Raw genomic sequence first — 20640 nt, forward strand, 5'->3', positions numbered from 1 at the left:
CGGAAGCGGCTTGCGTCGCTCGCTTCACTCGACCTGCGTACAGGGGGCGAGGCGCGTCCCGGTCAGTTGACGATGCAGTTCGGCGTGCCGCAGCGCGTGGCCTTCAGCATGTTGTCGCGCGCCTGACGGCGCTCGCGCTCGACGTCTTCGGCGCTGCGGCACACGCGCTGGATGCGCTGGCTGCCGAGCACGCGCTCGTTGGTGCAGATGCGGCGGTCGGACTGCGGCTCCTGCACGGCGGCGAGGATCGCCGCGTGCTCCTGCGCGATGCGCTCGCGGTCGGCTTCCGGCAGGTCTTCCCAGCGCGCCGCGCTGCCGAGCTGCTCGGTCAGGCGGGCCTGGCGCTCCAGCAGCGCCTTGCGCTCGTCCGCATCCAGGTGCTTGTAGCGATCGGGCGAGGTTTCGAGCGTCTGGCGCAACTGCGCCTGTTCGCGCAGCACGTCCTGCGGGCTGTCGGGCAGGCGGGGTGCGGCGACGGCGAAAAAGGCGACGAAAAGGAGAGAAACGGCGAACGAAGCCAGCCTGGCCATGGTGCGATCCTGACGGTGAGCGGACCTGCATCATAGCCGGGTCCCGGCGCGGGGGGCGCCGGGACCGGGGACGGCCTCACGCCGCCGCGCGCTTCTCCTCGAACTGCTCCTCCTCGGTCGAGCCCTTGAGCGCGACGGTGGAGGCCTGCGCGCCCTGGATGGTCTGGGTGACGGCGTCGAAGTAGCCGGTGCCGACCTCGCGCTGGTGCTTGACCGCGGTGAAGCCGCGCTCGGCGGCGGCGAACTCGGCCTCCTGCAGCTCGACGAACGCGCTCATCTGCCGGCGCGCATAGCCGTAGGCGAGGTTGAACATCGAGTAGTTCAGCGAGTGGAAGCCGGCCAGGGTGATGAACTGGAACTTGTAGCCCATCGCCGCCAGCTCCTTCTGGAACTTGGCGATCGTGGCGTCGTCGAGGTTCTTCTTCCAGTTGAAGCTCGGCGAGCAGTTGTAGGCGAGCAGCTTACCGGGGAACTTCGCGTGGATCGCCTCGGCGAACCGGCGCGCGAACTCGAGGTCGGGCTTGCCGGTCTCGCACCAGATCAGGTCGGCGTACGGCGCGTAGGCGAGGCCGCGGCTGATCGCCTGCTCGAGCCCCTTCCTGGTCCGGTAGAAGCCTTCGGCGGTGCGCTCGCCGGTGAGGAAGGGCTTGTCGTTGTCGTCGATGTCGGAGGTGATGAGGTCCGCGGCCTCGGCGTCGGTGCGGGCGACGATCAGCGTCGGCACCCCGCACACGTCGGCCGCCAGGCGCGCGGCGACCAGCTTCTCGATCGCCTCGCGCGTGGGCACCAGCACCTTGCCGCCCATGTGGCCGCACTTCTTGACGCTGGCGAGCTGGTCCTCGAAGTGCACGCCGGCCGCGCCGGCCTCGATCATCGCCTTCATCAGCTCGAAGGCATTCAGCACGCCGCCGAAGCCGGCCTCGGCGTCGGCGACGATCGGCTGCAGGAAATCGACCTCGCCGCCGCCTTCGGCGTGCTGGATCTGGTCGGCGCGCAGCAGCGTGTTGTTGATGCGCTTGACCACCTGCGGCACCGAGTTGACCGGATACAGCGACTGGTCCGGATACATCTCGCCGGCGAGGTTGGCATCGGCCGCGACCTGCCAGCCGGAGAGATAAATCGCCTTCAGCCCGGCCTTGACCTGCTGCATGGCCTGGTTGCCGGTGAGCGCGCCGAGCGCGTTCACGAACGGCTCGGTGTGCAGGTAGCGCCACAGCTTCCCGGCGCCGAGCTTCGCCAGCGTGTACTCGATCGCCACCGTGCCGCGCAGGCGGACGACGTCCTCGGCGGAGTACGGGCGGGTGATGCCGTCCCAGCGCGGATCGGTGGCCCATTGCTGGCGGAGCTGGTCGGCGGTCGTAAGGGTCGTGGTCATGGCGGTGTCCTTGGCAGGTGGGGACGTCAGTCGATCCGCGCGTAGGCGGGCAGGGTGAGGAAGTCGGCGAGCGTGTCGGCGCGCACGAGGTCTTCGAGCAGCGCGATCGCCTCGTCGATGCGATCGGCGCCGGGCACGCCGGCCTCGCGCAGGCGCGCGGGCAGCGGCAGCAGGGCGCGTTCGAACAGCACCCAGTCGATCGGGGTGCCGTCGTCGAGGTGCAGGTCGCCCGCCTTCAGCCACTGCCACAACTGCGCGCGCGCGATCTCGGCGGTGGCGGCGTCCTCCATCAGGTGATGGATCGGCACGCAGCCCTGGCCGGCCAGCCAGGCGGCGATGTAGCGCACGCTCACTTCGACGTTGTTGTCGAAGCCGGCGCGGGTGATGCTGCCCAGCGGCGGCGCGATCAGATCGTCGCGCACGATCAGCACGTCCTCGCGCAGCACGTGCTGCTGGTGCGGCCCGCGCATGCGGCTGTCGAACACCTCGCGCGCCAGCGGCACCAGCGCCGGATGCGCGACCCAGGTGCCGTCGTGGCCGGCGGTGACCTCGCGCAGTTTGTCGGCGCGCACCTTGGCGAGCGCCGCCTCGTTGGCCTCGGAATCGCCGCCGATCGGGATCTGTGCGGCCATGCCGCCCATCGCGTGCGCGCCGCGGCGGTGGCAGGTCTGGACCAGCAGCTCCGAGTACGCGCGCAGGAACGGCTGCGTCATCGTCACCTGGCCGCGCTCGGGCAGCACCTTGTCGCGGTGGGCGCGGAACGTTTTGATGTAGGAGAAGACGTAATCCCAGCGCCCGCAGTTGAGACCGGCGATGCGGCCGCGCAGCGCGTGCAGGATCTCGTCCATCTCGAACACCGCCGGCAAGGTCTCGATCAGCACGGTGACCTTCATCTGCCCCTCCGGCAGGCCGAGCGCGCGTTCGATGTGGCCCAGCACGTCCTCCCAGAGCTGCGCCTCCTCCATGCACTGCAGCTTCGGCAGGTAGAAGTACGGGCCGCGGTCGCGCGCGGCGAGCGCGTGCGCGTTGTGGAAGGCGAACAGGGCGAGGTCGAACAGCGAGGCCGACAGCGGCGCGCCGTCGACTTCCACGTGCTTCTCGTCGAGGTGCCAGCCGCGCGGGCGCACCAGCAGCACCGCCTGCTGCTCGAACGGCTTGAGCACGTAGCGCTTGCCGCCCACTTCCGGCTGCAACGTGCCGGCCACCGCCTCGCGCAGCGCCTGCTGGCCGGCGATCAGGTTGGCCCAGGTCGGGGACGTGCTGTCCTCGAAGTCGGCCATGTAGCAGTTGGCGCCGGAGTTCAGCGCGTTGACCACCATCTTCGGCTCGACCGGGCCGGTGATCTCCACCCGGCGGTCCAGCAACGCCTTCGGCAGCGGGGCCACGCGCCAGTCGCCGGTGCGGATGGCGCGGGTGTCGGCGCGGAAGTCGGGCAGTTCGCCGGCGTCGAACCGGGCCTGACGCTCGCGGCGGGCGGCCAGGCGCGCCTGGCGGACGGGTTCGAAGCGGCGGTGGAGGTCGCCCAGGAAGGCCAGGGCGTCCGGGGTGAGCAGGCCGTCCTGCCCGGGGGCCGCGGCAAGCACCCGGATGCCTGCGGTGGAGGCGTCGTCCGGGGCGGGGGCCAGTACTGCCGACATGCTGAGGCTCCTTCTGCGAGGGGCTCAGACCATGCGCCACCGCATGTCATTTGACAATGAAGATGTAGCAATGCGATCTATTGCCTATGTAAATACCTATAAGGCGCGAACCCATGTCCGAGCCGCGCACGCCGCGCTTCGCCTATAAGGCCGACCGGCTGAAACCCCTGCGAGCCTTCTGTCAGGCGGCAAGGCTCGGCTCGGTCTCGCGGGCGGCCGAGGCGCTCTACCTCAGTCAGCCGGCGGTGACCCTGCAATTGCAGGCGCTCGAGCGTGAGCTGGGCGTGCGGCTGCTGGAGCGCAGCGGCCGCCGGCTCACCCTCACCCGCGAGGGGCAGGAGCTGTACGAGCTGGCGCGCCCGCTGGTGGAGGGCATCGACGGCCTGGAGGCGGCGTTCCGCGAGCGGCTCAAGGGGCTGGACGCCGGCGAGCTGAACGTGGCCGCCGGCAGCTCGACCATCCTGTATCTGCTGCCGCGGATCGTGGAGGCGTTCCGCGCCCGCCACCCGGAGGTGCGGCTGAAGCTGCACAACGTCACCGGCGCCGGCGGGCTCGACCTGCTGCGCACCGACGGCGTCGATCTGGCCGTCGGCTCGATGCTCGACGTGCCGGCCGACCTCAGCTACGCGCCGGTGTACCGCTTCGAGCCGATGCTGATCACCCCGCGCGAGCATCCGCTCGCCGCCAGGCCCGAAATCGCGCTGCAGGATCTCTCGCCGTACGGGCTGATCCTGCCGCCGCAGCGGCTGACCACCTATCGCCTGGTCGATCTGGTGTTCCAGCAGAACCGGGTGCCGTACACGGTGGCGCTGGAAGTGGGCGGCTGGGAGGTGATCAAGCAGTACGTGGCGATGGGGCTCGGGATCAGCATCGTCACCTCGATCTGCCTCACCGACGCCGACCGCGCGCGGCTGGCGGCGCGCTCGCTGGCGCGCTATTTCCCCTCGCGCAGCTACGGCGTGGTGGTGCGCAAGGGCAAGTACCTCAGCCCGCAGGCGCGCGCCTTCATCGAGCTGATCCGGCCGGACCTGTTCGCGCCGCGCGATTACGACGCGCCGGGACATTCCGAGCGTTAGCCGGCACCGCCGGTCGGGCGCCCCCACGCGCGCTGCGCGCCGGTTCCCGCCGCTCGCCGGCAAGCGGCGGAGCCGCCGGGCCTCAGCGCCGCCCGCGCCCGCGCGGCCACGCCGCCAGCAACGCCCACCCGCCGCCGAGCGCGGCGATCCACGACCACGCCGGCGCCGGCCCCAGCCGCGGGCCCGCCTCCAGCCCGTACAGCACGGCGGCGACCACCAGCAGGCCAGTGCCGAGGATCGCGCCCACCGTGCGGCGCTGCGTCTCGCGGATGGCGCGCACCAGCTCGGCGAGCTCGCGCGAGACGATCTGGGTGCGATGGCGCCCGTCCACCTGCTGCTCCAGCCACGCGTGCAGCAGACGCGGCATCTGCGGCGCGTGCGTCACCAGCTCGGGCAGGCGGCGGCGGAACTCGGCCGCCAGCCGCTGCGGGCTGTAGCGCTCGACCAGGATGCGCTCCAGCACCGGCCGCGCCACCGCCCAGATGTCGAGTTTCGGGTCGAGCAGGCGGCCGACGCCTTCGATGTTGAGCAGCGTCTTCTGCAGCAGGATCAGTTGCGGCTGCAGGGTCAGCTCGTAGCGCTGCGCGGTGCGGAACAGCTTCACCAGCACCTCCGCCAGCGAGATCTCCGACAGCGGCCGGGTGAAGTACGGCTCGCACACCGCGCGCGCGGCCGCCTCCAGCTCGTCGATGCGGGTGTGCGGCGGCATCCAGCCGGCCTGCACGTGCAGCTCGGCGATGCGGCGGTAGTCGCGGTTGAAGATCGCCATGAAGTTCTCGGCGAGGTAGTACTGATCCTCGTCCGAGAGCTGGCCGACGATGCCGAAGTCGAGCGCGATGAAGCGCGGATTGGCGCGGCGCGCGGGATCGCTGTCGACCCAGATGTTCCCCGCATGGGCGTCGGCGTGGAAGAAGTTGTCGCGGAACACCTGGGTGTAGAACACGCGCACGCCCTTGGCGGCGAGCGCGTGGCGGTCGATGCCGGCGGCGTCGAGCGCCTCGATGTCGTCGCTGGGGATGCCGTGCACCCGCTCCAGCGTCAGCACGCGGTCGGTGGTGTGCGACCAGATCACCTCGGGCACGTAGAGATCGTCGCTGCCGGCCCAGAACCGGCGCAGCACGCTGGCGTTGGCGCCCTCGCGCTGCAGGTCGAGCTCGGCGGCGAGCGTGTTCTCGATCTCCGCCACCACCGCGCGCGGGCGGATCTTGTCGGCGTTGGGATGGGTGCGCTCGACCAGCGCGGCGAGCGCTGTCAGCAGCGCGATGTCGGCGCGGATCTGCGAGGCGATCCGCGGCCGCAGCACCTTCACCACCACCTCGCGGCCGTCGTGCAGTTGCGCCGCATGCACCTGCGCGATCGACGCCGAGGCCAGCGGCTCGGTGTCGAAGCGCGCGAACGCCTCGGCGACCGGCCGACCGAGCGCGTGCTCGACGATCGCGCGCGCGGCGTCGCCGTCGAACGGCGCCACCCGGTCCTGCAGCAGCGACAGTTCGTCGGCGACGTCCGGCGGCATCAGGTCGCGCCGGGTCGAGAGGATCTGCCCGAACTTGACGAAGATCGGCCCGAGTTCCTGCAACGCCAACCGCAGGCGCGCGCCGCGCGGCTGCGCGGCGATGGCGCCGGACGCGCGCGGCACGAACGGTCGCGCGAGCCTGAGCCAGCGCTCGGCCGGCGTGCCGTCGAGCAGGTCGTCGAGCCGGTAGCGCAGCAGAACCCGGCCGATGCGCCAGGCGCGCCGCAGCGACCTCATGCCGCGCCTCCGCCGCGCGCGTCCACCGCCGCGCGCAGGCGCGCGATCCGCGCGGCGAGGCGTTCGGCATCGTCGCGCAGGGCGTCGACGTCGTCGTGGAAGGCGTCCAGCTCGGCGCGCGGCACCACGTCGCGCGACTCCTCGGTGACGTACTCGGCCGCGCTCTGCGCGAACGAGGCGGCCGCCTGCCGGGCATGGCGCAGCGCGCCGCGCGCGGCCTGCGCGATCTGCACCCCGGCCACCTCGCCGAACACGGCGACGAACGGCTGCTGCCAGTCCGGATCGAAGCGCTCGGCCAGCCGCTGCAGACGGCGGGCGAGATCGGCATCGCCTTCGATGCGCAGCTTGCCGACCGGCGGCGCGTCGTCGCGGCGCAGGAACGGCAACTGCGCGATCAACGCGCCGAGCGTGGCGCGCACCGACAGATCGTGACCGTCGTCCTCGACCGGGCCGACCGCGAGCCGTTCGCCGTCGACACGGATCTGCAGCGCCAGCGGCGGCGCGTCCAGCCGCATCGCCACCCGGCGTCCATCGAGCGCACGCAGCGCCGCGCGGGTGTCCGGATCGAGCGCGAGCGCACGGTTGAGCGCCGCCTCCAGCGCGCGTCCGGCCAGCGGTTTGAGCGAATCCAGCGGCGTGCGGTCGGTCATGGCCGGCATTCTAGCGGGGTCCGCAGAAGGCCTGGCCGGGCGCTGCGGCCACGGATCGGCACGGATGAGCACCGATGTACGCGGAGCGCGCGACGCGATCCCGTTCGCCCGCGCCGATCGCGGATCACACCGCCGCGCGCAGCCGCTCCAGCCCTTCGGCGAAGCTCACTTTCGGCACGTAGCCGAAGTCGCGGCGCGCCGGCTCCATGCTGTACCAGTGGGTGGTGGCGAGCTGCTCGGCGAGGAAGCGCGTCATCGGCGGTTCGCCCTGCAGCGGCAGCGCGTGCCACAGGCCTTCGCACACCGCGCCGATCGCGTAGGCGAGCCGGAACGGGATGGTCTTCTCCACCGTCGGCGCGCCGACCGCGGCCAGCAGGCCGTTGAGCGTCTCGCGCAGCGTCTTCGGCTCGCCGTTGCTGATGAAGTAGGCGCGGCCGGCGCAGGCGGCGCCCGGCGCGAGGTGGGCGAACGCATCGAAATGCGCCTGCGCGGCGTTGTCGATGTAGGTGGTGTCGATCAGGTTCTCGCCGTTGCCGACCAGCCGCAGCCGGCCGGCTTTCGCGCGCGCCACCAGGCGCGGCAGCAACTGGTTGTCGCCCGGGCCCCAGATCAGCCGCGGCCGCAGCGCGACGGTGGCGAGCGAGGCGTCGTTGGCCGCCAGCACCGCGCGTTCGGCGACCAGCTTGGTGGCCGCGTACGGCGCCTTCAGGCGCTCGCCGTAGGGCACCGTCTCCGCGGTGCCGCCGGCGACCGGATGGGTGGCGCGGTGGGTGACGCTCGGCGTCGAGGTGTAGACCAGGCGGCCGATGCCGTGCGTGCGGCAGGCGGCGATCACGTGGTCGGTCCCAAGCACGTTGGCGCGGTGGTACTCCGCGTACGGTCCCCACGCGCCGGCCTTGGCGGCGTTGTGGAACACCGCCTCGCAACCGCGCGCGGCGGCGATCACCGCCTCGCGCTCGCCGAGATCGCCCTGGATCTGCTCGACCCCGAGCGCGTCCAGCGCCGGATAGCGTCCGCGGTTGAAGCTGACCACGCGATGCCCGCGCTCGACCAGGCCGCGGCACAGCGCCTGCCCGAGGAAACCACCGCCGCCGGTGACGAGGATTTTCATGGAGGGTATGAGGAGGCGAGAGAGGGCACTTGCTCGTCACCCTCCCCTGCTCGCAGGGGAGGGCCGGGGAGGGGTTTGCACGACGCGAGCGATCTCCGCGAGAACATCGTCCGGTCGAAGCAGGACGTCGTGGTTCCAGAAGCGTAATTCCCGATAGCCGTTGACGGCCATGCGCCTGCTGCGCTCGTGGTCGTACGCAAGCTGCTCAGCGTGCTGGCCTCCATCAAGCTCGATCACCAGCTTCGCCTCAACGCACGCGAAGTCGGCGATATAGCCGGCGATCGGATACTGCCGGCGGAACTTCAGACCCAGCAACTGGCGACCGCGCAGACGCTGCCACAGCGCCCGTTCGGCATCCGTGGCGCGGTTGCGCAGGGTGCGTGCGTTCTTCCAGATGGCTTCCATGCTCGCGCATCTCCCTGGACTCCTGTCCGATGCAACGAAAGTCTACCGTTTCACCCCCTCCCGACCTCCCCCTGCATCCGCAGGGGGAGGAGAAAACCTGCGTGCAGGGGAGGGTGGGAGGGGTCTAGCAGGCCGACGCAGGAATCGGGTGTATCGCGTGGTGGCTTGCCCTCGGTGCCTCCGGCTCCGTGGGTGGCGAAGTTGCCGCACGAGCGGACTCGCATCCGCACGGGAGGAGAAAAGCCCTCCCCTGCGTGCAGGGGAGGGTTGGGAGGGGTGACACGGGAGGACGACGCTGCCTCGAGTCGGGCAGCCAGGCGTCCCCGCGCACTCTCCGACAACCGATCGCTCACCCCACCCGCCGCGCCGCCCACGCCGCCAGCGCCTCGCGGCCGATCTTGGCGTTGTGGCGGATGTCGACCGGGAACTTCGGGTGGCGCAGGAAGCGCGCGAGGCGGGCGGTGTGCGGGAAGCGCGCGCCGAGTGCGCGCAGTTCGCGCTCGATGCGCGGCCAGGCGCGCGCGGGCACGCCCGCGGCCAGCTCCACGCACAGCACCGGCGTCTGCGCGCCGACGGGGCCGACGCCCACCAGCGCGGTGCGCGCGACGTCCGGGTGGGTGTTGAACACCGGCTCGACCTGTTCGGTGAACAGCGGGCCGTCGGCGGTTTCGACGCGATGCGATTTGCGCCCACAGAACCACAGCCGGCCCTCGGTGTCGAACCAGCCGAGGTCGCCCATGCGGTGCACGATGCGCTCGCCGCCGTCGGGCAGGCGCTCGCGGATCTTCGCCAGGCGGGTCTGCGCCTCGCGGCGGAAGTAGAGGTCGGTGGCGCTCGGACCGGCGACGGTGATCTCGCCGACTTCGCCCGCCGGCAGCACGCGCGCGTCCTCCCAGCGCTCGATCGCCGCATCGGTGATCGCGATGATGCGCACCTCGTTCGGCGGCACCGGGCGGCCGACGCAGGTGCTGGCGCCGCGTTCGGTGGCCTCGCGCGTGGCTTCGAGTTCGCGGCCTTCGATCACCGCCACCGGCAGGCATTCGGTGGCGCCGTACGGGGTCCAGAACCGCGCATGCTCCGGCAGCAGCGCGCGCATCCTCGCCACCACGTCCGGCGGCACCGGCGCGCCGGCGGAGGTCACGCGGCGCAGCGTCGGCAGCGGCTGGCCGTACTCGGCCAGCACGCGCATCAGCGCCGGCGAGCCGAACAACTGGTCGGCGCCGAAGCGCGCGATCGCCGCGTGCAGGCGGCGCGGGTCGGCCTGCGCCGGGCGGGTCGGGTCCATGTCCGGGATCACCGAAGTGAGCCCGAGCGCCGGATCGAACAGCGCGAACGGCGGGAACGTGGGGAAATCCACCCCACCGGCTTCGATGCCGAATGCGGTGCGCAAGAGTTCGATCTGGGCCACGAAGTGGCGATGCCGGTACACCACGCCCTTCGGCACGCCGGTGGAGCCGCTGGTGAACACGATCGCGGCGATCTCGTCCGGTTCGGTGGCGGCCAGTTGCGGCCCGGCGCCGTCGCCGTCGCGCTCGACCTGCGCCAGCGTCGCATCGGCCAGCCACGCGCGCGCGCCGGTGGTGATGCGCACCCGCGCCGACTTCGCCCAGCCCAGCAGAACGCGGCCGACGTGGGCGAGCGGGATGCCGACGAACGCGGCCGGCTCCGCCTCGTCCAGGCACTGCCGCAGCGCGCGCTTGTCGATGCCGGGATCGACCAGCACCGGCACCGCGCCGGCCTTGAACAGCGCGAACATCAGCAGGAAGAACTCCGGCGTCGGCCGCACCATCACCACCGTGCGGGTGCCGCGCACGATGCCGCGGCGGGACAGGCCCGCGGCGATGGCGTCGCTGCGGGCGTCGAGTTCGGCGTAGGTGAGGGCGACGTCGTAGCGCGCCAGGCCGTCCGGCCCGCGCGTGCCGGGGCAGCGCAGCGCGACCTGGTCGCCGCGTTCGCGGGCGAGCGTCGGCAGGCGGGCGGCGATGTTGCAGGGTTCGCTCATCCGCCCATTGTCGGCGATGCGGCGCTCGCCCGCCCTCTTGAAAGCCGCCCGCGCCCGCCCCACCTGCCGCCGCCGTCGGACCTGGGGAGGTCCCTCGATCGTCGTTCCGCATGCATCCGTGCCTGTCGTGCGGCGCCTGCTGCGCCCATTTCCGCGTCGGCTTCCACTGGGCCGAAACCGAACCCATGCTCGGCGGCAGCGTGCCGGCCGAACTCACCGAACGCCTCGACGAGCACCGCGTGGCCATGCGCGGCACCTGGGCGAGGCAGCCGCGCTGTGTGGCGCTGGACGCCGAGATCGGCGTGCGCTCGCGCTGCAGCATCCACCCGCGGCGGCCGAACGTGTGCCGCGAGGTGCCGGCGTCGTGGGAATTCGGCGAACCGAGCCCGCAGTGCGACAAGGCGCGCATCGCCCACGGCCTGCGTCCGCTGACCCCGGAGGACTGGCAGCCGGCGCCGGCGGTGGCGGCGTAGGGCCACGAGCCGGAACGTCGGGATCAGCCGCGGATTCGCGCGGATGAACACGGATCGGAAGGCCATCGGGCGCCACCGACGCGAGGCGTGGATGCGGATGAGGCACGGACAGGGCGGGCTTCAACCCGCCGTGCGCCCCTCCCGCTGGCGTGCGGGCGGCGGGCCAAGGCCCGCCCTACGCTCCGACGCTTCCAATCCGTAACGGATGCGCATCGAGGAAGCGCCGGATCGCCGGCACCAGCACCTCGGCCTTGTCCTCCAGCACGTAGTGGCCGGCGTCCTCGAACGCGTGCAGCTCGGCGTTCGGCAGCGCGGCGGTGAAGCCCTGCAGGAAGTGGCGGTCGAACACGAAATCGCGCAGGCCCCAGCCGATGAAGGCGGGGCGGTCGGCGTAGTCGGGCAGGCGGCGCGCCATCGCCTCCACCCACGGCCAGGCGCGATCGCCCGGGCCGAGCGGGATGTCCTGCACGAAGCGCGCGACCGCGATCCGATGCGCCCACGAGTCGTACGGCGCGAGGTACGCGCGGCGCACGTCGGCCGGCATCGGCCGCTCCACGCCGATGCGCGCGGCGATCGCGGCGAACGCGTTGAAGCGGCGGATGACCAATTCGCCGAGCGCGGAATCGCGGCCGAATTTCAGCGCGGTCGGCAGCGGCTTGGCCGCCGGCAGCGGGAAGGATCCGGTGTTGAGGATCACCAGCCGCGCCACCCGCGAGGCGCGGCTGGCCGCCCAGCCGAAGCCGATGCCGCCACCCCAGTCGTGCACCGCCAGCGTCACCGCACCGTCGATGCCGAGATGGCGCAGCAGGGCGTCGAGATCCTCGATCCGCGCGCCGAGCGTGTACGGATAACGCGCGTCGTCGGGCTTGTCCGACAAGCCCATGCCGACGTGGTCGGGGACGATGCAGCGGTAGCGATCGCGCAGCGCCAGCACCAGGCGCCGCCAGTAGAAGCTCCACGAGGGATTGCCGTGCAGCATCAGCACGACTTCGCCGTCGCGCGGGCCTTCGTCGAGGTAGTGCAGGGCGATGCCCGGGCGCACCGCGAAGCGGTGCCCAGCGAAGGGATAGTCGGGGAAGGCGGACGGCGGCATCGGCCCGGCGGCGGCGGTGGGGCCGGGCATTATCGCGGCAGGCGGGCGGGGCCGCTCACTTGTCCTTCTTCTCGCCCTTCTCCGGCGCCGGCTCGTCGGCGCCGAGCGCGCGGAACGGGTCGCCGGCGGGCTTGGCGTCCTTCGGCGGCGTGCATTTCGGCGCTTTCTCCGCCCGCGCGCGCAGCGTCGCGAGCTCCTCGCGCACGGCCTCCGGCACCAGCGCGTCGGTGCCGACGGTGGCGCGCACGGCGTGGACGAGGCGGTCCAGATCGGCGCGCGGCGCGGCCGCCCACTTTTCGCGGCGCGCGCGCTCCAGCGTGGCGGTGGCCAGCCGCAGGCTGCTGTTGAGCAGCAGGGCGCGGGCGTCGGCATCGGCCGGATCGCGCCTGAGCACTTCCTCGGCGGCCTGGGCCGCCGCACCCGGACGTTCGGCCTGCGCATGCAGGGCGGCCAGCCGCAGCCAGGGATCCTTGCGGGTCGGATCGGCCTGCGCGGCGCGCTCCAGCGCGCTCACCGCCAGATCGGTCCGGCCGAGGGTGAGCGCGGCATCGGCTTCGTCGAGGGACGTCGCGTAATCCGGAGCGGGACGGGGCGCGCCGAGGCTGGCGCAGGCGGCCAGCGTGGCCACCAGCGGGAGGACCAGAGCGGTACGGGCGGTGGACTCGACGCGGCGCATACGAAACGAAATGGGGTCGGCGCGATGGCGTTAAAGGGGATGCGGAAGCGCTTGGACGGACCTTACAGCAGTCCGTCGCGCTTCACCGCCAGATAGCGTTCGACCAGCGCGCCCGCCAGTTGCGCGCAGGTGACGTCCAGCACCATGACGCCGTGATGGCGCAGCGCCTCGTGAACCCGGCGCCGGCGCTCCAGATAGTGCGCCGTGGCGGACGCCCGGATCGCGCCGTCGAAGTCGTTCACCTCGGCGGACAGCGCATCGTCCAGTGCGGTCTCGCGCAGACTGGCCACGCACACCAGATGGCGCCGGCGCAGCAGCCGGACCGCGGCCAGCAGGTCGTCCTGGTCCTCGTCGCGCAGGTTGGTGACCAGCATCGCCAGCGCGCGCCGGCGCTGACGCAGCAGGAACTCGTTGGCGGCTGCCAGCAGGTCGGTGGCGACCGGGCGCGGCTGCAGGGCGTAGGTGGCGCGCAGCAGGGCGTCGATCGCGCCCGGGCCGCGCCGCGGCGACAGCCACGCGCTCTCGCCGCCGATCGCCTGCAGGCCGACGCTGTCGCCCTGGCGCAGCGCCAGGTAGGCCACCACCAGCGCGGCGTCGAGCACGTGGTCGAAATGCGACAGCGCCGCCCCCGCTTCGGCCGGCGCCGGCTCGCGGGCCATCAGCCGCCGGCCGGTGTCCAGCATCAGCACCAGTTGCTGGTTGCGTTCGTCCTGGTACTCGCGCGAGATCAGCCGCCGCGCGCGCGCGGTCGCCTTCCAGTCGATCTGGCGCAGGCTGTCGCCGATGCGGTACTCGCGCATCTGGTGGAAGTCGGTGCCTTCGCCGCGGCGACGCTTCAGGTGCGCGCCGACCATCAGCGACGCCTGTTCGGCGCTGAACAGCGCGAACTTCGCCAGCGGCGCGAAGTTCGGAAACACGCGTACCGTCTGCGGCGCGCCGAGCACGCGCGCCTGCCGCCACAGCCGCCAGGGCGAATGCAGCCGCGCCTGCACGCCGTCGAACGCGAAGTCGCCGCGCATCGGCGCGCGCAGCGCGTAATCCACGCTGACCGCCTCGCCCGCGCGCAGGCGCAGGCGGCGCGGCATGCCGCGCGCGTCCCAGCCGACCGGATGCAGGTCGAACACGTCGAGCGTCTGCACGCCGCGCTCCAGCGCGAACGTCAGCGTCACCGGGCGCTCCTGGCCGATCGGCCAGGTGTCCGGCAGCCGGCGCTGCGCTTGCGGGTGAGGGGCGCGCGCCAGCCGCAATGCGTCCAGCGCGGCCAGCGCGGCCAGCACGACACCGGCCAGCGCCCAGTGCGACAGCGCCAGCCGTCCCAGCCCGACCGCGATGCCGGCAAGCCCCCACAGCGCCAGCAGCGCGAGCAGCGGCGCGGCGGGGCGTGGAACGGCTACAGCCACGGCCGCTCCCCGAGCACGCGCTGGCGGTAGTACAGCGCGCAGGCGCGGTTGGCGCAGAGCACGGCGGCGCCGTAGCCGACGCCTCGGGCCAGCATCTCCAGGCCAAGCATCAGCGCGGCGAAACCGACCGCGACGATGATGAGCGAATACGCCAGCGCCGGCCGCCACAGCCCCTTGCACAGCAGGTAGAGCGGCCCGAACAACAGCCCCAGCACGCTGAACATGACCGCCATGCGCTCGCCGAAAGTGAGCGCGCCGAGGTTCGGCAGGCGGGGACCGCCGGCCTTCGCGATCAGACGGAAGCGGCGTTTCCAGCGTTCGGACACCGGCAGGGCGTCGATGCGCGCACCCGCGGCCGCCGGGTCGGCACTGCGCGCGGCCGGCATGACGTCGTAGGGATTCCAGGGCTCGTTCAAGCGGACATTCCTTCGTGGCGGGTCACTGGCGCGGCGCGTCGACCTTGGCCAGCAGCGCGTTCAGCACGTCGTCCGGCACCTGGCCCTCGATCTGCAGCTCCGGCGCCAGCGCGATGCGATGGCGCAGCGCGGGCCGCGCGATCTCGCGTACGTCGTCGGGGGTGACGAAGTCGCGGCCGGACAGCACCGCCTGCGCGCGCGCGGCGCGCACCAGCGCGATGCTGCCGCGCGGCCCGGCGCCGAGCGCGATGCCGGGATGGTGGCGGGTGGCCGCGCAGATGCGCACCGCGTAATCGATCACCGCGGGATCGACCGTCACCTGCGCGGTGCCGCGCTGCAACGCGAGGATGTCGGCAGGTCCGAGCACGCGCGGCACCTGCGAGAGGTCGAAGTCGGCGGCGTTGCGGCCGCGGGTCACCGCGGCCACCATCGCCGCCTCGTCGGCCCGGCTGGGATAGCCGATCTGCACCTTGAGCAGGAAGCGGTCGAGCTGCGCTTCCGGCAACGGATAGGTGCCTTCCTGCTCGACCGGGTTCTGCGTCGCCAGCGTCATGAACGGCGGCGGCAGCTCGAAGCTGTGGCCTTCGATCGTCACCTGCCGTTCCTGCATCGCCTCCAGCAGCGCCGATTGCGTCTTCGCCGGCGCGCGGTTGATCTCGTCGGCCAGCAGCAGGTGGGTGAAGATCGGGCCGCGGCGCACGGTGAAGGTCTCGGTCTTCGGATTCCACACCGCGTGGCCGCTGATGTCGCCGGGCATCAGGTCGGGCGTGAACTGCACGCGCGCGTAGCTGCAGTCCAGCGCCTTGGCCAGCGCGCGCACCAGCAGGGTCTTGCCGAGGCCCGGCACGCCCTCGATCAGCGCGTGGCCGCCGGCCAGCAGGGTGATCAGGATCTGGTCGAGCGCCGCGTCCTGGCCGATGAACGCGCGCGCCACCGCGTCGCGCACCTGGGCGACGCGTTCGGCGAGTTCGGTGCCGGCGAGCGGACGGTCGGCGGGCGGGGCGAGGTCGGTCATAGCTGGTTCCTCAGGCGGAGGAGAGTGGCGATGCGGGATCGGAAGGCGGCGCGGTCGCCCGGCGCGGGCATGGCGAGCGCGTCGCGCAGCACCTGCGGCGGCAGCGCGAAGCGTTCGGCCAGGCGCGCGATCTGCGGCTCGCCGGCGAGCGCGGCCGCCTCCGGATCGCGCCGGCGCAGGCGCGCCAGGAACGCGTCGCGGACCGCGCCGTACAGGCGGTGCGCATAGCCGTAGCGGTACAGCAGCGCGCCGCTGGCGGCGATGTGCTCCAGCAGCGAACGGCGCTCGGCGAGCGGCGGCGGCAGCAGCGGCCCGAAGCGCTCGGCGCGCGCCCACAGCCAGGCCAGCAGCACCAGCAGCAGCGGCGCCCACGCCGGCCAGTAGCGGCGCAGCAGCGTAAGCCAGAGGCTCTCCACCGCCGGATCGAACACCAGATGCACCGTGCCTTCGCGCCAGCGCGGCGCCAGCAGCTGGCGCGCGAGCACCACGTGCGGCGGATCGCGCAGCTTGTCGGTGGTGAGGAAGTCCAGATCGGCCAGCACGTCGACGCTGCCGGCGCCGTGGGCGATGCGCGCGAACACGAAGCCGTCGCGGAAATCGCCCCAGCTCAGGCGCGGGTCGATGCCGGCGAGCATGAACCGGCGGCCGCCGCAGAACTCGACGTGATGCTCCAGCGCCGGCACCTGCCAGCCGGCGCAGGCCTGGCGCTCGGTGGGGTGCACGCCGAGCGCGCTCCATAGCGGGTGCGCTTCGTCGCCGCCGAACGCACCGGGCGGCGGCGTGCGCACGATGAGATGGCCGCCGCGCGCGACCCAGTCGAGCAGGCGCGCGGTGTCGGCGGACGACAGCGCGCGCGGATCGCCGTAGATCAGCACGGTGTCGCGCGGCGCGGGCGGATGGCGGTCCAGGTGCAGGCGCCGTCGCGACTGCACGCGCTGCCCGTCCGCCTGCAGCGCGAGCTGCAGGGCGAACAGCGGGTTGCTGCGCGCCTCGCCGGTGCGCGGGGCATCGACCGTTTCCGTCACCCGCTCGTGCGTGTGCAGGAACCACGCCACGCCGGCGGCCACGAGCAGGGCCGCGAGCACCGCCAGCAGGATCCGCACCGGCCGGCTCATGCCGTCCACCCGAAGCGCCGGCCCAGCCGCTGCAGCACCTGTTCGAAGCGCGCCTGCTCGGGCAGCCGCTGCGCGTAGGCGGCGTACTGCCACAGCCGGACCGCCTCGGCGAACGCGTCGCGGTCCTCCGCCTCGGGCAGGCGGCGCGCCAGGCGCAGGCACTCGGCCTCGGTGGCGCCCGGCACCGGCACCACCTGCACGCGCGCCGCCATCGCCTCCACCGCGGCGCGGTACATCAGCGCCAGCGCGTCGCGCGCGCGGCCCTCGCGCCACAGGCGGCGCGCCGCGGCGACGATGTCCTCGGGCAGCGGCGGCGCCGTCTCCAGCGCCTGCGTGCGGGGCGCGGCGGGCGTGTCCTCGTCCGCGCCCGACACGCCATCGCGCAGCCAGGGCCACCAGCGCGGCGCGCTCAGCAGCAGCGCCAGCGCCAGCGCCCCCAGCAGGATCCACAGGCCGAACTCGGCGATCACCGCGAACACCTCGCCGATCGCGCGCAGGACCGGCACCTCGTTGCGACGCTCCGGCGCGGGCGGCTTGCGCGACTTCCAGTACGACAGCGTCCGCTTCGGCGAAAGCCGCGGGTCGGCGTACGCCTGCTCGACCGCGCGCCGCAGGCCGGCGTCCGCGGCCTTGCGCGCGGAGCCGTCCTCGACGTAGGCGTCGCCGAACACCTCGCGCGGCGTCGCGCTCGCGGCGGGGGCGTCCTGCGCGCGCGCAGGCAGCGGCAGCGCGCCCAGCGCCAGCACCACGGCCAGCGCCGACGCGCCCGCCGCGCCCTGCAGCCGCGCGCGCAGGCGGCGCAGCGCGATCTCGATGTCCCAGCCTTCGATCTCGGTGCGCCGGTTGAGGTAGAGCCCGAACCCGGCGCCGACGTAGAACGGCTCCAGCACCGACGTCGCCAGCCACAGCGCGGCGTTGCCGGCCAGGCCGAGCCAGCCGGCCTGCTGCTGCATCGCCTGCCAGATCCCGTGCAGCGCGGGCTGCAGGTGCTCCTCCGGCACGAACACCAGCGCCAGCGCGCCCACGCCGAGATACAGCGCGATCTCGAAATGCACGAACACCAGCATCAGCAACGCGGCCACGCCGTAGGCCGGCCCGCCGAGCGTGCGCCGACGCTCGCGCGCGGCGGCGGCGTCGCTGCCTTCCAGCAGGTCCACCGGCAGATGCAGCGCGCGCACCGGACTGAGCCGGCGCCAGCTCAGGTGCGCCAGCAGGAACGCCCGGCCCCAGCCGCCGAAGGCGGCGCGCAGCGTCTGCCGCGCGTTCGGCACCTGCCCGAACGCGGCGCGCGAGAGCACGAACAGCGGGATGCGGTCGAACAGCGGCTTCAGCCACCACATCAGCAGCGGCGCCAGCCACAGCGCATCCAGCGCCCAGCAGGCGGCGTTGACCGCCGCCCACAGCGGCAGGCCGAGCAGCCACCACGGCTTCCAGACCGCGCCGAAGTGCCGCCGCGCCAGCGCGCTGCCCAGCTCGATCGCCTCCCAGCCGGTGCGCGCGCGCAGCGCGATGTCCAGCGCCTCCAGCCTCATTGCGCGTGCTCCTGCGGCAGCGAGCGGCCGCCGCGCCAGAGCCACAGCAGGATCGCCAGCCACAGCGCGCCGCCGACGGCGTACTTCACCGGCGCCGGCATCCATGCGATCGACGACCAGAACGCCTCCACGAACGCGGCGAACACCAGCAGCGCCAGCACGCCCGCCGACAGCCGGGCGCCGGTCCAGCCGGCGTCGATCAGCGCATCGGCGCGGCGGCGGCGGCCGGGCGCCACCAGCGCCAGCCCCAGCCGCAGACCGGCGCCGCCGGCGATCACCACCGCGGTCAGCTCCGGCGCCGAATGGCCGGCGACGAAACGCCAGAACGGATCGCCGTGGCCGACCGCCTGCAGATGGCCCGCCACGCCGCCGATCGACACGCCGTTGAACAGCAGCACGAACACCGTGCCCACCATCGCCAGCAGGCCGCTGGCGAAGGTGCGGAAGCCGATCGAGACGTTGTTCCAGATGTAGTAGCCGAACATCGCCAGATCGCTGCCGCTGTCGCGGCCCAGGCGCTCGGTTTCGGTCGGGTCGTACATCGCCTCGAACTGCGCCAGTTGCACCGGGTCGAACAGCGCGGCCGACAGTTCCGGGCGCCACTGGATGGCGAGGAAGATCGCGATCAGCGGCAGCCAGAACAGCGCCGCCGCGGCCCACATGCAACCGGCCTCGCGCCGCACCAGCCGCGGGAACCCGGCCAGCAGGAACACCGCGGCGCGGCGCCAGCGCGTGGGCGGCGCGCGGTAGAGCACGGCGTGGCCCTGCTGCATCAGCGCCTGCAGGCGTTCGGTCACCGCCGGGCTGTAGCCGCGCCGGCGCGCCAGCGCGAGCTGCTGGCACAGGCGCCGGTAGCGTTCGGGCACCTCCTCGTCGGCGAGGCCATGCCAGTTGCGGCGCTCGCGCCGCGCGCGGCGCGCATCGTCGCCGCGCGCGGCCAGCCACGCCTCGAACGCGTCCCACTCGGCCTGATGGCGGGCGACGAACTGCTCCTGCCTCATCGCCGCCCCAGCAGCCAGTGCGCGATCGCGTTCAACCGCTCCGCCGCCGCCGCGCCGCGCGCGCCCACCAGCGGCGCGGCCAGGTCGGCCAGTTCGGCCTGCCGCGCCGGCGTCAGCAGCGGCGCGCGCTCGGCGAAGGCGATCACCGCCGCCTGCTCGTGCGGCTGCAGCGCGGACGGCGGCGGCATCGGCACCGCCGGCACCAGCGGCGGTCGCGGCTGCGCGCGCATCTCGTGCACCACCAGCGTGCCGGCGACGATGTCGCCCAACCGCCGCTGCCACGGATCGGCCAGGCAGGCGACGAGCCCGGTGGCGTAGCCGAACGGCAGCATGTCCACGGTCCGCAGCAGATTGCGCGCGAACGCGGGCAGCCAGCCCACCGGCGCGCCGTTGGCGGCGATGACGCGCAGGCCGAGCGCGCGCTTGCCCGGCGTGCGGCCGCCGTCGAGCACCTCGAACAGCACCGGATACAGCCAGAACACCACGAACAGCGCGACCAGATACAGCCCCATGCCGGTGGCGCCGGTCATGCCGAGCACGATCCCGAGCACCAGGATGGCCGCCATCCGCAGCGCGAAGTCGATCGCCCACGCCAGCGCGCGCGGCACCGGCCCGGCCGCGGGCAGCCGCAGCGCCACGCCTTCGGGCGTGATCACCTCGCGGAACGTGTCCAGCCCCGCCCGCTCGTCCACGCTCGTGCCGCGCCCCCTTTCGCCGCTCATCCGGGCCCTCCCTGTCGCCCGCGCGCGGGGTCAGCCGCGCATCGCCAGATATTCGTCCTTCAGGCGGACGTAGTGCTGCGCACTGTAATGCAGTTGTTCGATCTCGCGCTCGTTCAGCCTGCGCACGAAACGCGCCGGGTTGCCCAGCCACAGTTCGGCCTCGCCGACCGTCTTGCCGGGGCTGACCACCGCGCCGGCGCCGACGAAGCCGTAGCGTTCCACGCGCGCGCCGTCGAGCACGGTCGCGCCCATGCCGATCAGGCAGAAGTCGCCGATCGTGCAGGCGTGCACGATCGCGCCGTGGCCGATGGTGACGTCGCTGCCGATCACGGTCGGAAACCCGCCCGGGCGGGTGAACGGGCCGTCGTGGGTGACGTGGATGACGGTGCCGTCCTGCACGTTGGTGCGCGCGCCGATGCGGATGAAGTTGACGTCGCCGCGGATCACGCAGCCGGGCCAGACCGAGACGTCGTCGCCGAGCTCGACGTCGCCGATCACGCTGGCGGCGGGGTCCACATAGACGCGCGCGCCGAGGCGCGGCAGGCGGTCGCGGAAGGGGCGCAGGTTCATCGCGCGATTCTAGACGCCCGGACGGTGCGACCGAAGCCGGCACGCCGCCCACGCCGGGCCGCGCGTCGTTGTGGCGGCCGGGTCCGGCGGG

Annotated in this window: 20 protein-coding genes; 2 read left to right on the forward strand and 18 right to left on the reverse strand. The window is 73.0% G+C overall.

All coding sequences use genetic code 11. The annotated features are described in order from the left end of the window. Window positions 1-62: 62 nt before the first annotated feature. From FQY64_RS01965 to aceB, 3 genes are all read right to left on the reverse strand, one after another. A complete protein-coding gene (locus FQY64_RS01965) occupies window positions 63-530 on the reverse strand; it encodes a hypothetical protein (protein ID WP_146472028.1) in 468 nt (155 codons plus the stop codon). A 76-nt stretch (window positions 531-606) separates the two neighbouring features. Then, a complete protein-coding gene (aceA, locus tag FQY64_RS01970) occupies window positions 607-1905 on the reverse strand; it encodes an isocitrate lyase (protein WP_146472029.1) in 1299 nt (432 codons plus the stop codon). A 26-nt stretch (window positions 1906-1931) separates the two neighbouring features. Further along, window positions 1932-3542 (reverse strand): malate synthase A, encoded by a 1611-nt coding sequence (gene aceB / locus FQY64_RS01975; protein WP_146472030.1) that lies wholly within the window; start codon window positions 3540-3542, stop codon window positions 1932-1934. A 113-nt stretch (window positions 3543-3655) separates the two neighbouring features. Between aceB and FQY64_RS01980 the strand changes: the two genes are divergently transcribed. Further along, the gene (locus FQY64_RS01980; protein ID WP_146472031.1) at window positions 3656-4618 is read left to right on the forward strand and encodes a LysR family transcriptional regulator; all 963 of its coding nucleotides are present in this window, start codon (window positions 3656-3658) and stop codon (window positions 4616-4618) included. Window positions 4619-4700: 82 nt separating this feature from the next. Here the strand turns inward: FQY64_RS01980 and ubiB are convergent, their stop codons facing one another. From ubiB to oleC, 5 genes are all read right to left on the reverse strand, one after another. Beyond that, window positions 4701-6368: a ubiquinone biosynthesis regulatory protein kinase UbiB gene (gene ubiB, locus FQY64_RS01985; RefSeq protein WP_146472032.1), complete on the reverse strand. Its 1668-nt coding sequence runs from the start codon at window positions 6366-6368 to the stop codon at window positions 4701-4703. Continuing rightward, window positions 6365-7018, reverse strand: coding sequence for a ubiquinone biosynthesis accessory factor UbiJ (locus FQY64_RS01990; RefSeq protein WP_146472033.1), 654 nt, complete (start codon window positions 7016-7018; stop codon window positions 6365-6367). The genes ubiB and FQY64_RS01990 overlap by 4 nt, the downstream gene beginning before the upstream one ends. Window positions 7019-7142: 124 nt before the next feature. Continuing rightward, complete coding sequence (oleD, locus tag FQY64_RS01995) at window positions 7143-8129, reverse strand: 2-alkyl-3-oxoalkanoate reductase (RefSeq protein ID WP_146472034.1); 987 nt, start codon at window positions 8127-8129, stop codon at window positions 7143-7145. A 36-nt stretch (window positions 8130-8165) separates the two neighbouring features. Beyond that, window positions 8166-8534, reverse strand: coding sequence for an endonuclease domain-containing protein (locus tag FQY64_RS02000; protein ID WP_146472035.1), 369 nt, complete (start codon window positions 8532-8534; stop codon window positions 8166-8168). Window positions 8535-8883: 349 nt separating this feature from the next. Next, window positions 8884-10536 carry an olefin beta-lactone synthetase gene (gene oleC, locus FQY64_RS02005; protein WP_146472036.1) on the reverse strand — a complete coding sequence of 551 codons (1653 nt, stop codon included), beginning with the start codon at window positions 10534-10536 and terminating at the stop codon, window positions 8884-8886. Window positions 10537-10646: 110 nt separating this feature from the next. On the opposite strand from oleC, the gene FQY64_RS02010 reads away from it, so the two are divergent. Further along, window positions 10647-11009 (forward strand): YkgJ family cysteine cluster protein, encoded by a 363-nt coding sequence (locus FQY64_RS02010; RefSeq protein ID WP_146472037.1) that lies wholly within the window; start codon window positions 10647-10649, stop codon window positions 11007-11009. A gap of 175 nt (window positions 11010-11184) precedes the next feature. On the opposite strand, the gene FQY64_RS02015 is transcribed toward FQY64_RS02010, so the two are convergent. The 10 genes from FQY64_RS02015 to FQY64_RS02060 form a co-directional block, all read right to left on the reverse strand. Further along, on the reverse strand, window positions 11185-12132 hold the full coding sequence (locus FQY64_RS02015) for an alpha/beta fold hydrolase (RefSeq protein ID WP_425476668.1): 948 nt from the start codon (window positions 12130-12132) through the stop codon (window positions 11185-11187). Window positions 12133-12157: 25 nt separating this feature from the next. Continuing rightward, window positions 12158-12778 carry a tetratricopeptide repeat protein gene (locus FQY64_RS02020; protein ID WP_146472038.1) on the reverse strand — a complete coding sequence of 207 codons (621 nt, stop codon included), beginning with the start codon at window positions 12776-12778 and terminating at the stop codon, window positions 12158-12160. A gap of 62 nt (window positions 12779-12840) precedes the next feature. After that, window positions 12841-14178 carry a DUF58 domain-containing protein gene (locus FQY64_RS02025; protein WP_229814855.1) on the reverse strand — a complete coding sequence of 446 codons (1338 nt, stop codon included), beginning with the start codon at window positions 14176-14178 and terminating at the stop codon, window positions 12841-12843. Then, window positions 14169-14594 carry a DUF2628 domain-containing protein gene (locus tag FQY64_RS02030; protein ID WP_222431744.1) on the reverse strand — a complete coding sequence of 142 codons (426 nt, stop codon included), beginning with the start codon at window positions 14592-14594 and terminating at the stop codon, window positions 14169-14171. Before FQY64_RS02030 ends, FQY64_RS02025 begins: the two co-directional genes overlap by 10 nt. Before the next feature lie 22 nt (window positions 14595-14616). Continuing rightward, entirely contained in the window at window positions 14617-15609 is a 993-nt protein-coding gene (locus FQY64_RS02035; RefSeq protein ID WP_146472039.1) for an AAA family ATPase, read from the reverse strand. Further along, complete coding sequence (locus FQY64_RS02040; protein WP_146472040.1) at window positions 15606-16724, reverse strand: DUF4350 domain-containing protein; 1119 nt, start codon at window positions 16722-16724, stop codon at window positions 15606-15608. The genes FQY64_RS02035 and FQY64_RS02040 overlap by 4 nt, the downstream gene beginning before the upstream one ends. After that, the gene (locus FQY64_RS02045) at window positions 16721-18256 is read right to left on the reverse strand and encodes a DUF4129 domain-containing protein (protein WP_146472041.1); all 1536 of its coding nucleotides are present in this window, start codon (window positions 18254-18256) and stop codon (window positions 16721-16723) included. Before FQY64_RS02045 ends, FQY64_RS02040 begins: the two co-directional genes overlap by 4 nt. After that, window positions 18253-19257, reverse strand: a complete 1005-nt coding sequence (locus FQY64_RS02050; RefSeq protein WP_146472042.1) for a stage II sporulation protein M — start codon at window positions 19255-19257, stop codon at window positions 18253-18255. The genes FQY64_RS02045 and FQY64_RS02050 overlap by 4 nt, the downstream gene beginning before the upstream one ends. After that, window positions 19254-19979: an RDD family protein gene (locus tag FQY64_RS02055; protein ID WP_146472043.1), complete on the reverse strand. Its 726-nt coding sequence runs from the start codon at window positions 19977-19979 to the stop codon at window positions 19254-19256. Before FQY64_RS02055 ends, FQY64_RS02050 begins: the two co-directional genes overlap by 4 nt. A gap of 30 nt (window positions 19980-20009) precedes the next feature. Beyond that, window positions 20010-20549, reverse strand: coding sequence for a gamma carbonic anhydrase family protein (locus tag FQY64_RS02060; protein WP_146472044.1), 540 nt, complete (start codon window positions 20547-20549; stop codon window positions 20010-20012). Window positions 20550-20640: the final 91 nt, after the last annotated feature.

It is taken from the genome of Vulcaniibacterium thermophilum (assembly GCF_007923255.1).
Classification (GTDB): Bacteria; Pseudomonadota; Gammaproteobacteria; order Xanthomonadales; family Xanthomonadaceae; genus Lysobacter_F; species Lysobacter_F thermophilum.

What these genes read in the sequence shown, in the direction of transcription:
- FQY64_RS01965 (WP_146472028.1), bottom strand. Translation starts at nt 530, where the DNA reads ATGGCCAGGCTGGCTTCGTTCGCCGTTTCTCTCCTTTTCGTCGCCTTT.
- aceA (WP_146472029.1), bottom strand. Translation starts at nt 1,905, where the DNA reads ATGACCACGACCCTTACGACCGCCGACCAGCTCCGCCAGCAATGGGCC.
- aceB (WP_146472030.1), bottom strand. Translation starts at nt 3,542, where the DNA reads ATGTCGGCAGTACTGGCCCCCGCCCCGGACGACGCCTCCACCGCAGGC.
- FQY64_RS01980 (WP_146472031.1), top strand. Translation starts at nt 3,656, where the DNA reads ATGTCCGAGCCGCGCACGCCGCGCTTCGCCTATAAGGCCGACCGGCTG.
- ubiB (WP_146472032.1), bottom strand. Translation starts at nt 6,368, where the DNA reads ATGAGGTCGCTGCGGCGCGCCTGGCGCATCGGCCGGGTTCTGCTGCGC.
- FQY64_RS01990 (WP_146472033.1), bottom strand. Translation starts at nt 7,018, where the DNA reads ATGACCGACCGCACGCCGCTGGATTCGCTCAAACCGCTGGCCGGACGC.
- oleD (WP_146472034.1), bottom strand. Translation starts at nt 8,129, where the DNA reads ATGAAAATCCTCGTCACCGGCGGCGGTGGTTTCCTCGGGCAGGCGCTG.
- FQY64_RS02000 (WP_146472035.1), bottom strand. Translation starts at nt 8,534, where the DNA reads ATGGAAGCCATCTGGAAGAACGCACGCACCCTGCGCAACCGCGCCACG.
- oleC (WP_146472036.1), bottom strand. Translation starts at nt 10,536, where the DNA reads ATGAGCGAACCCTGCAACATCGCCGCCCGCCTGCCGACGCTCGCCCGC.
- FQY64_RS02010 (WP_146472037.1), top strand. Translation starts at nt 10,647, where the DNA reads ATGCATCCGTGCCTGTCGTGCGGCGCCTGCTGCGCCCATTTCCGCGTC.
- FQY64_RS02015 (WP_425476668.1), bottom strand. Translation starts at nt 12,132, where the DNA reads ATGCCCGGCCCCACCGCCGCCGCCGGGCCGATGCCGCCGTCCGCCTTC.
- FQY64_RS02020 (WP_146472038.1), bottom strand. Translation starts at nt 12,778, where the DNA reads ATGCGCCGCGTCGAGTCCACCGCCCGTACCGCTCTGGTCCTCCCGCTG.
- FQY64_RS02035 (WP_146472039.1), bottom strand. Translation starts at nt 15,609, where the DNA reads ATGACCGACCTCGCCCCGCCCGCCGACCGTCCGCTCGCCGGCACCGAA.
- FQY64_RS02040 (WP_146472040.1), bottom strand. Translation starts at nt 16,724, where the DNA reads ATGAGCCGGCCGGTGCGGATCCTGCTGGCGGTGCTCGCGGCCCTGCTC.
- FQY64_RS02045 (WP_146472041.1), bottom strand. Translation starts at nt 18,256, where the DNA reads ATGAGGCTGGAGGCGCTGGACATCGCGCTGCGCGCGCGCACCGGCTGG.
- FQY64_RS02050 (WP_146472042.1), bottom strand. Translation starts at nt 19,257, where the DNA reads ATGAGGCAGGAGCAGTTCGTCGCCCGCCATCAGGCCGAGTGGGACGCG.
- FQY64_RS02055 (WP_146472043.1), bottom strand. Translation starts at nt 19,979, where the DNA reads ATGAGCGGCGAAAGGGGGCGCGGCACGAGCGTGGACGAGCGGGCGGGG.
- FQY64_RS02060 (WP_146472044.1), bottom strand. Translation starts at nt 20,549, where the DNA reads ATGAACCTGCGCCCCTTCCGCGACCGCCTGCCGCGCCTCGGCGCGCGC.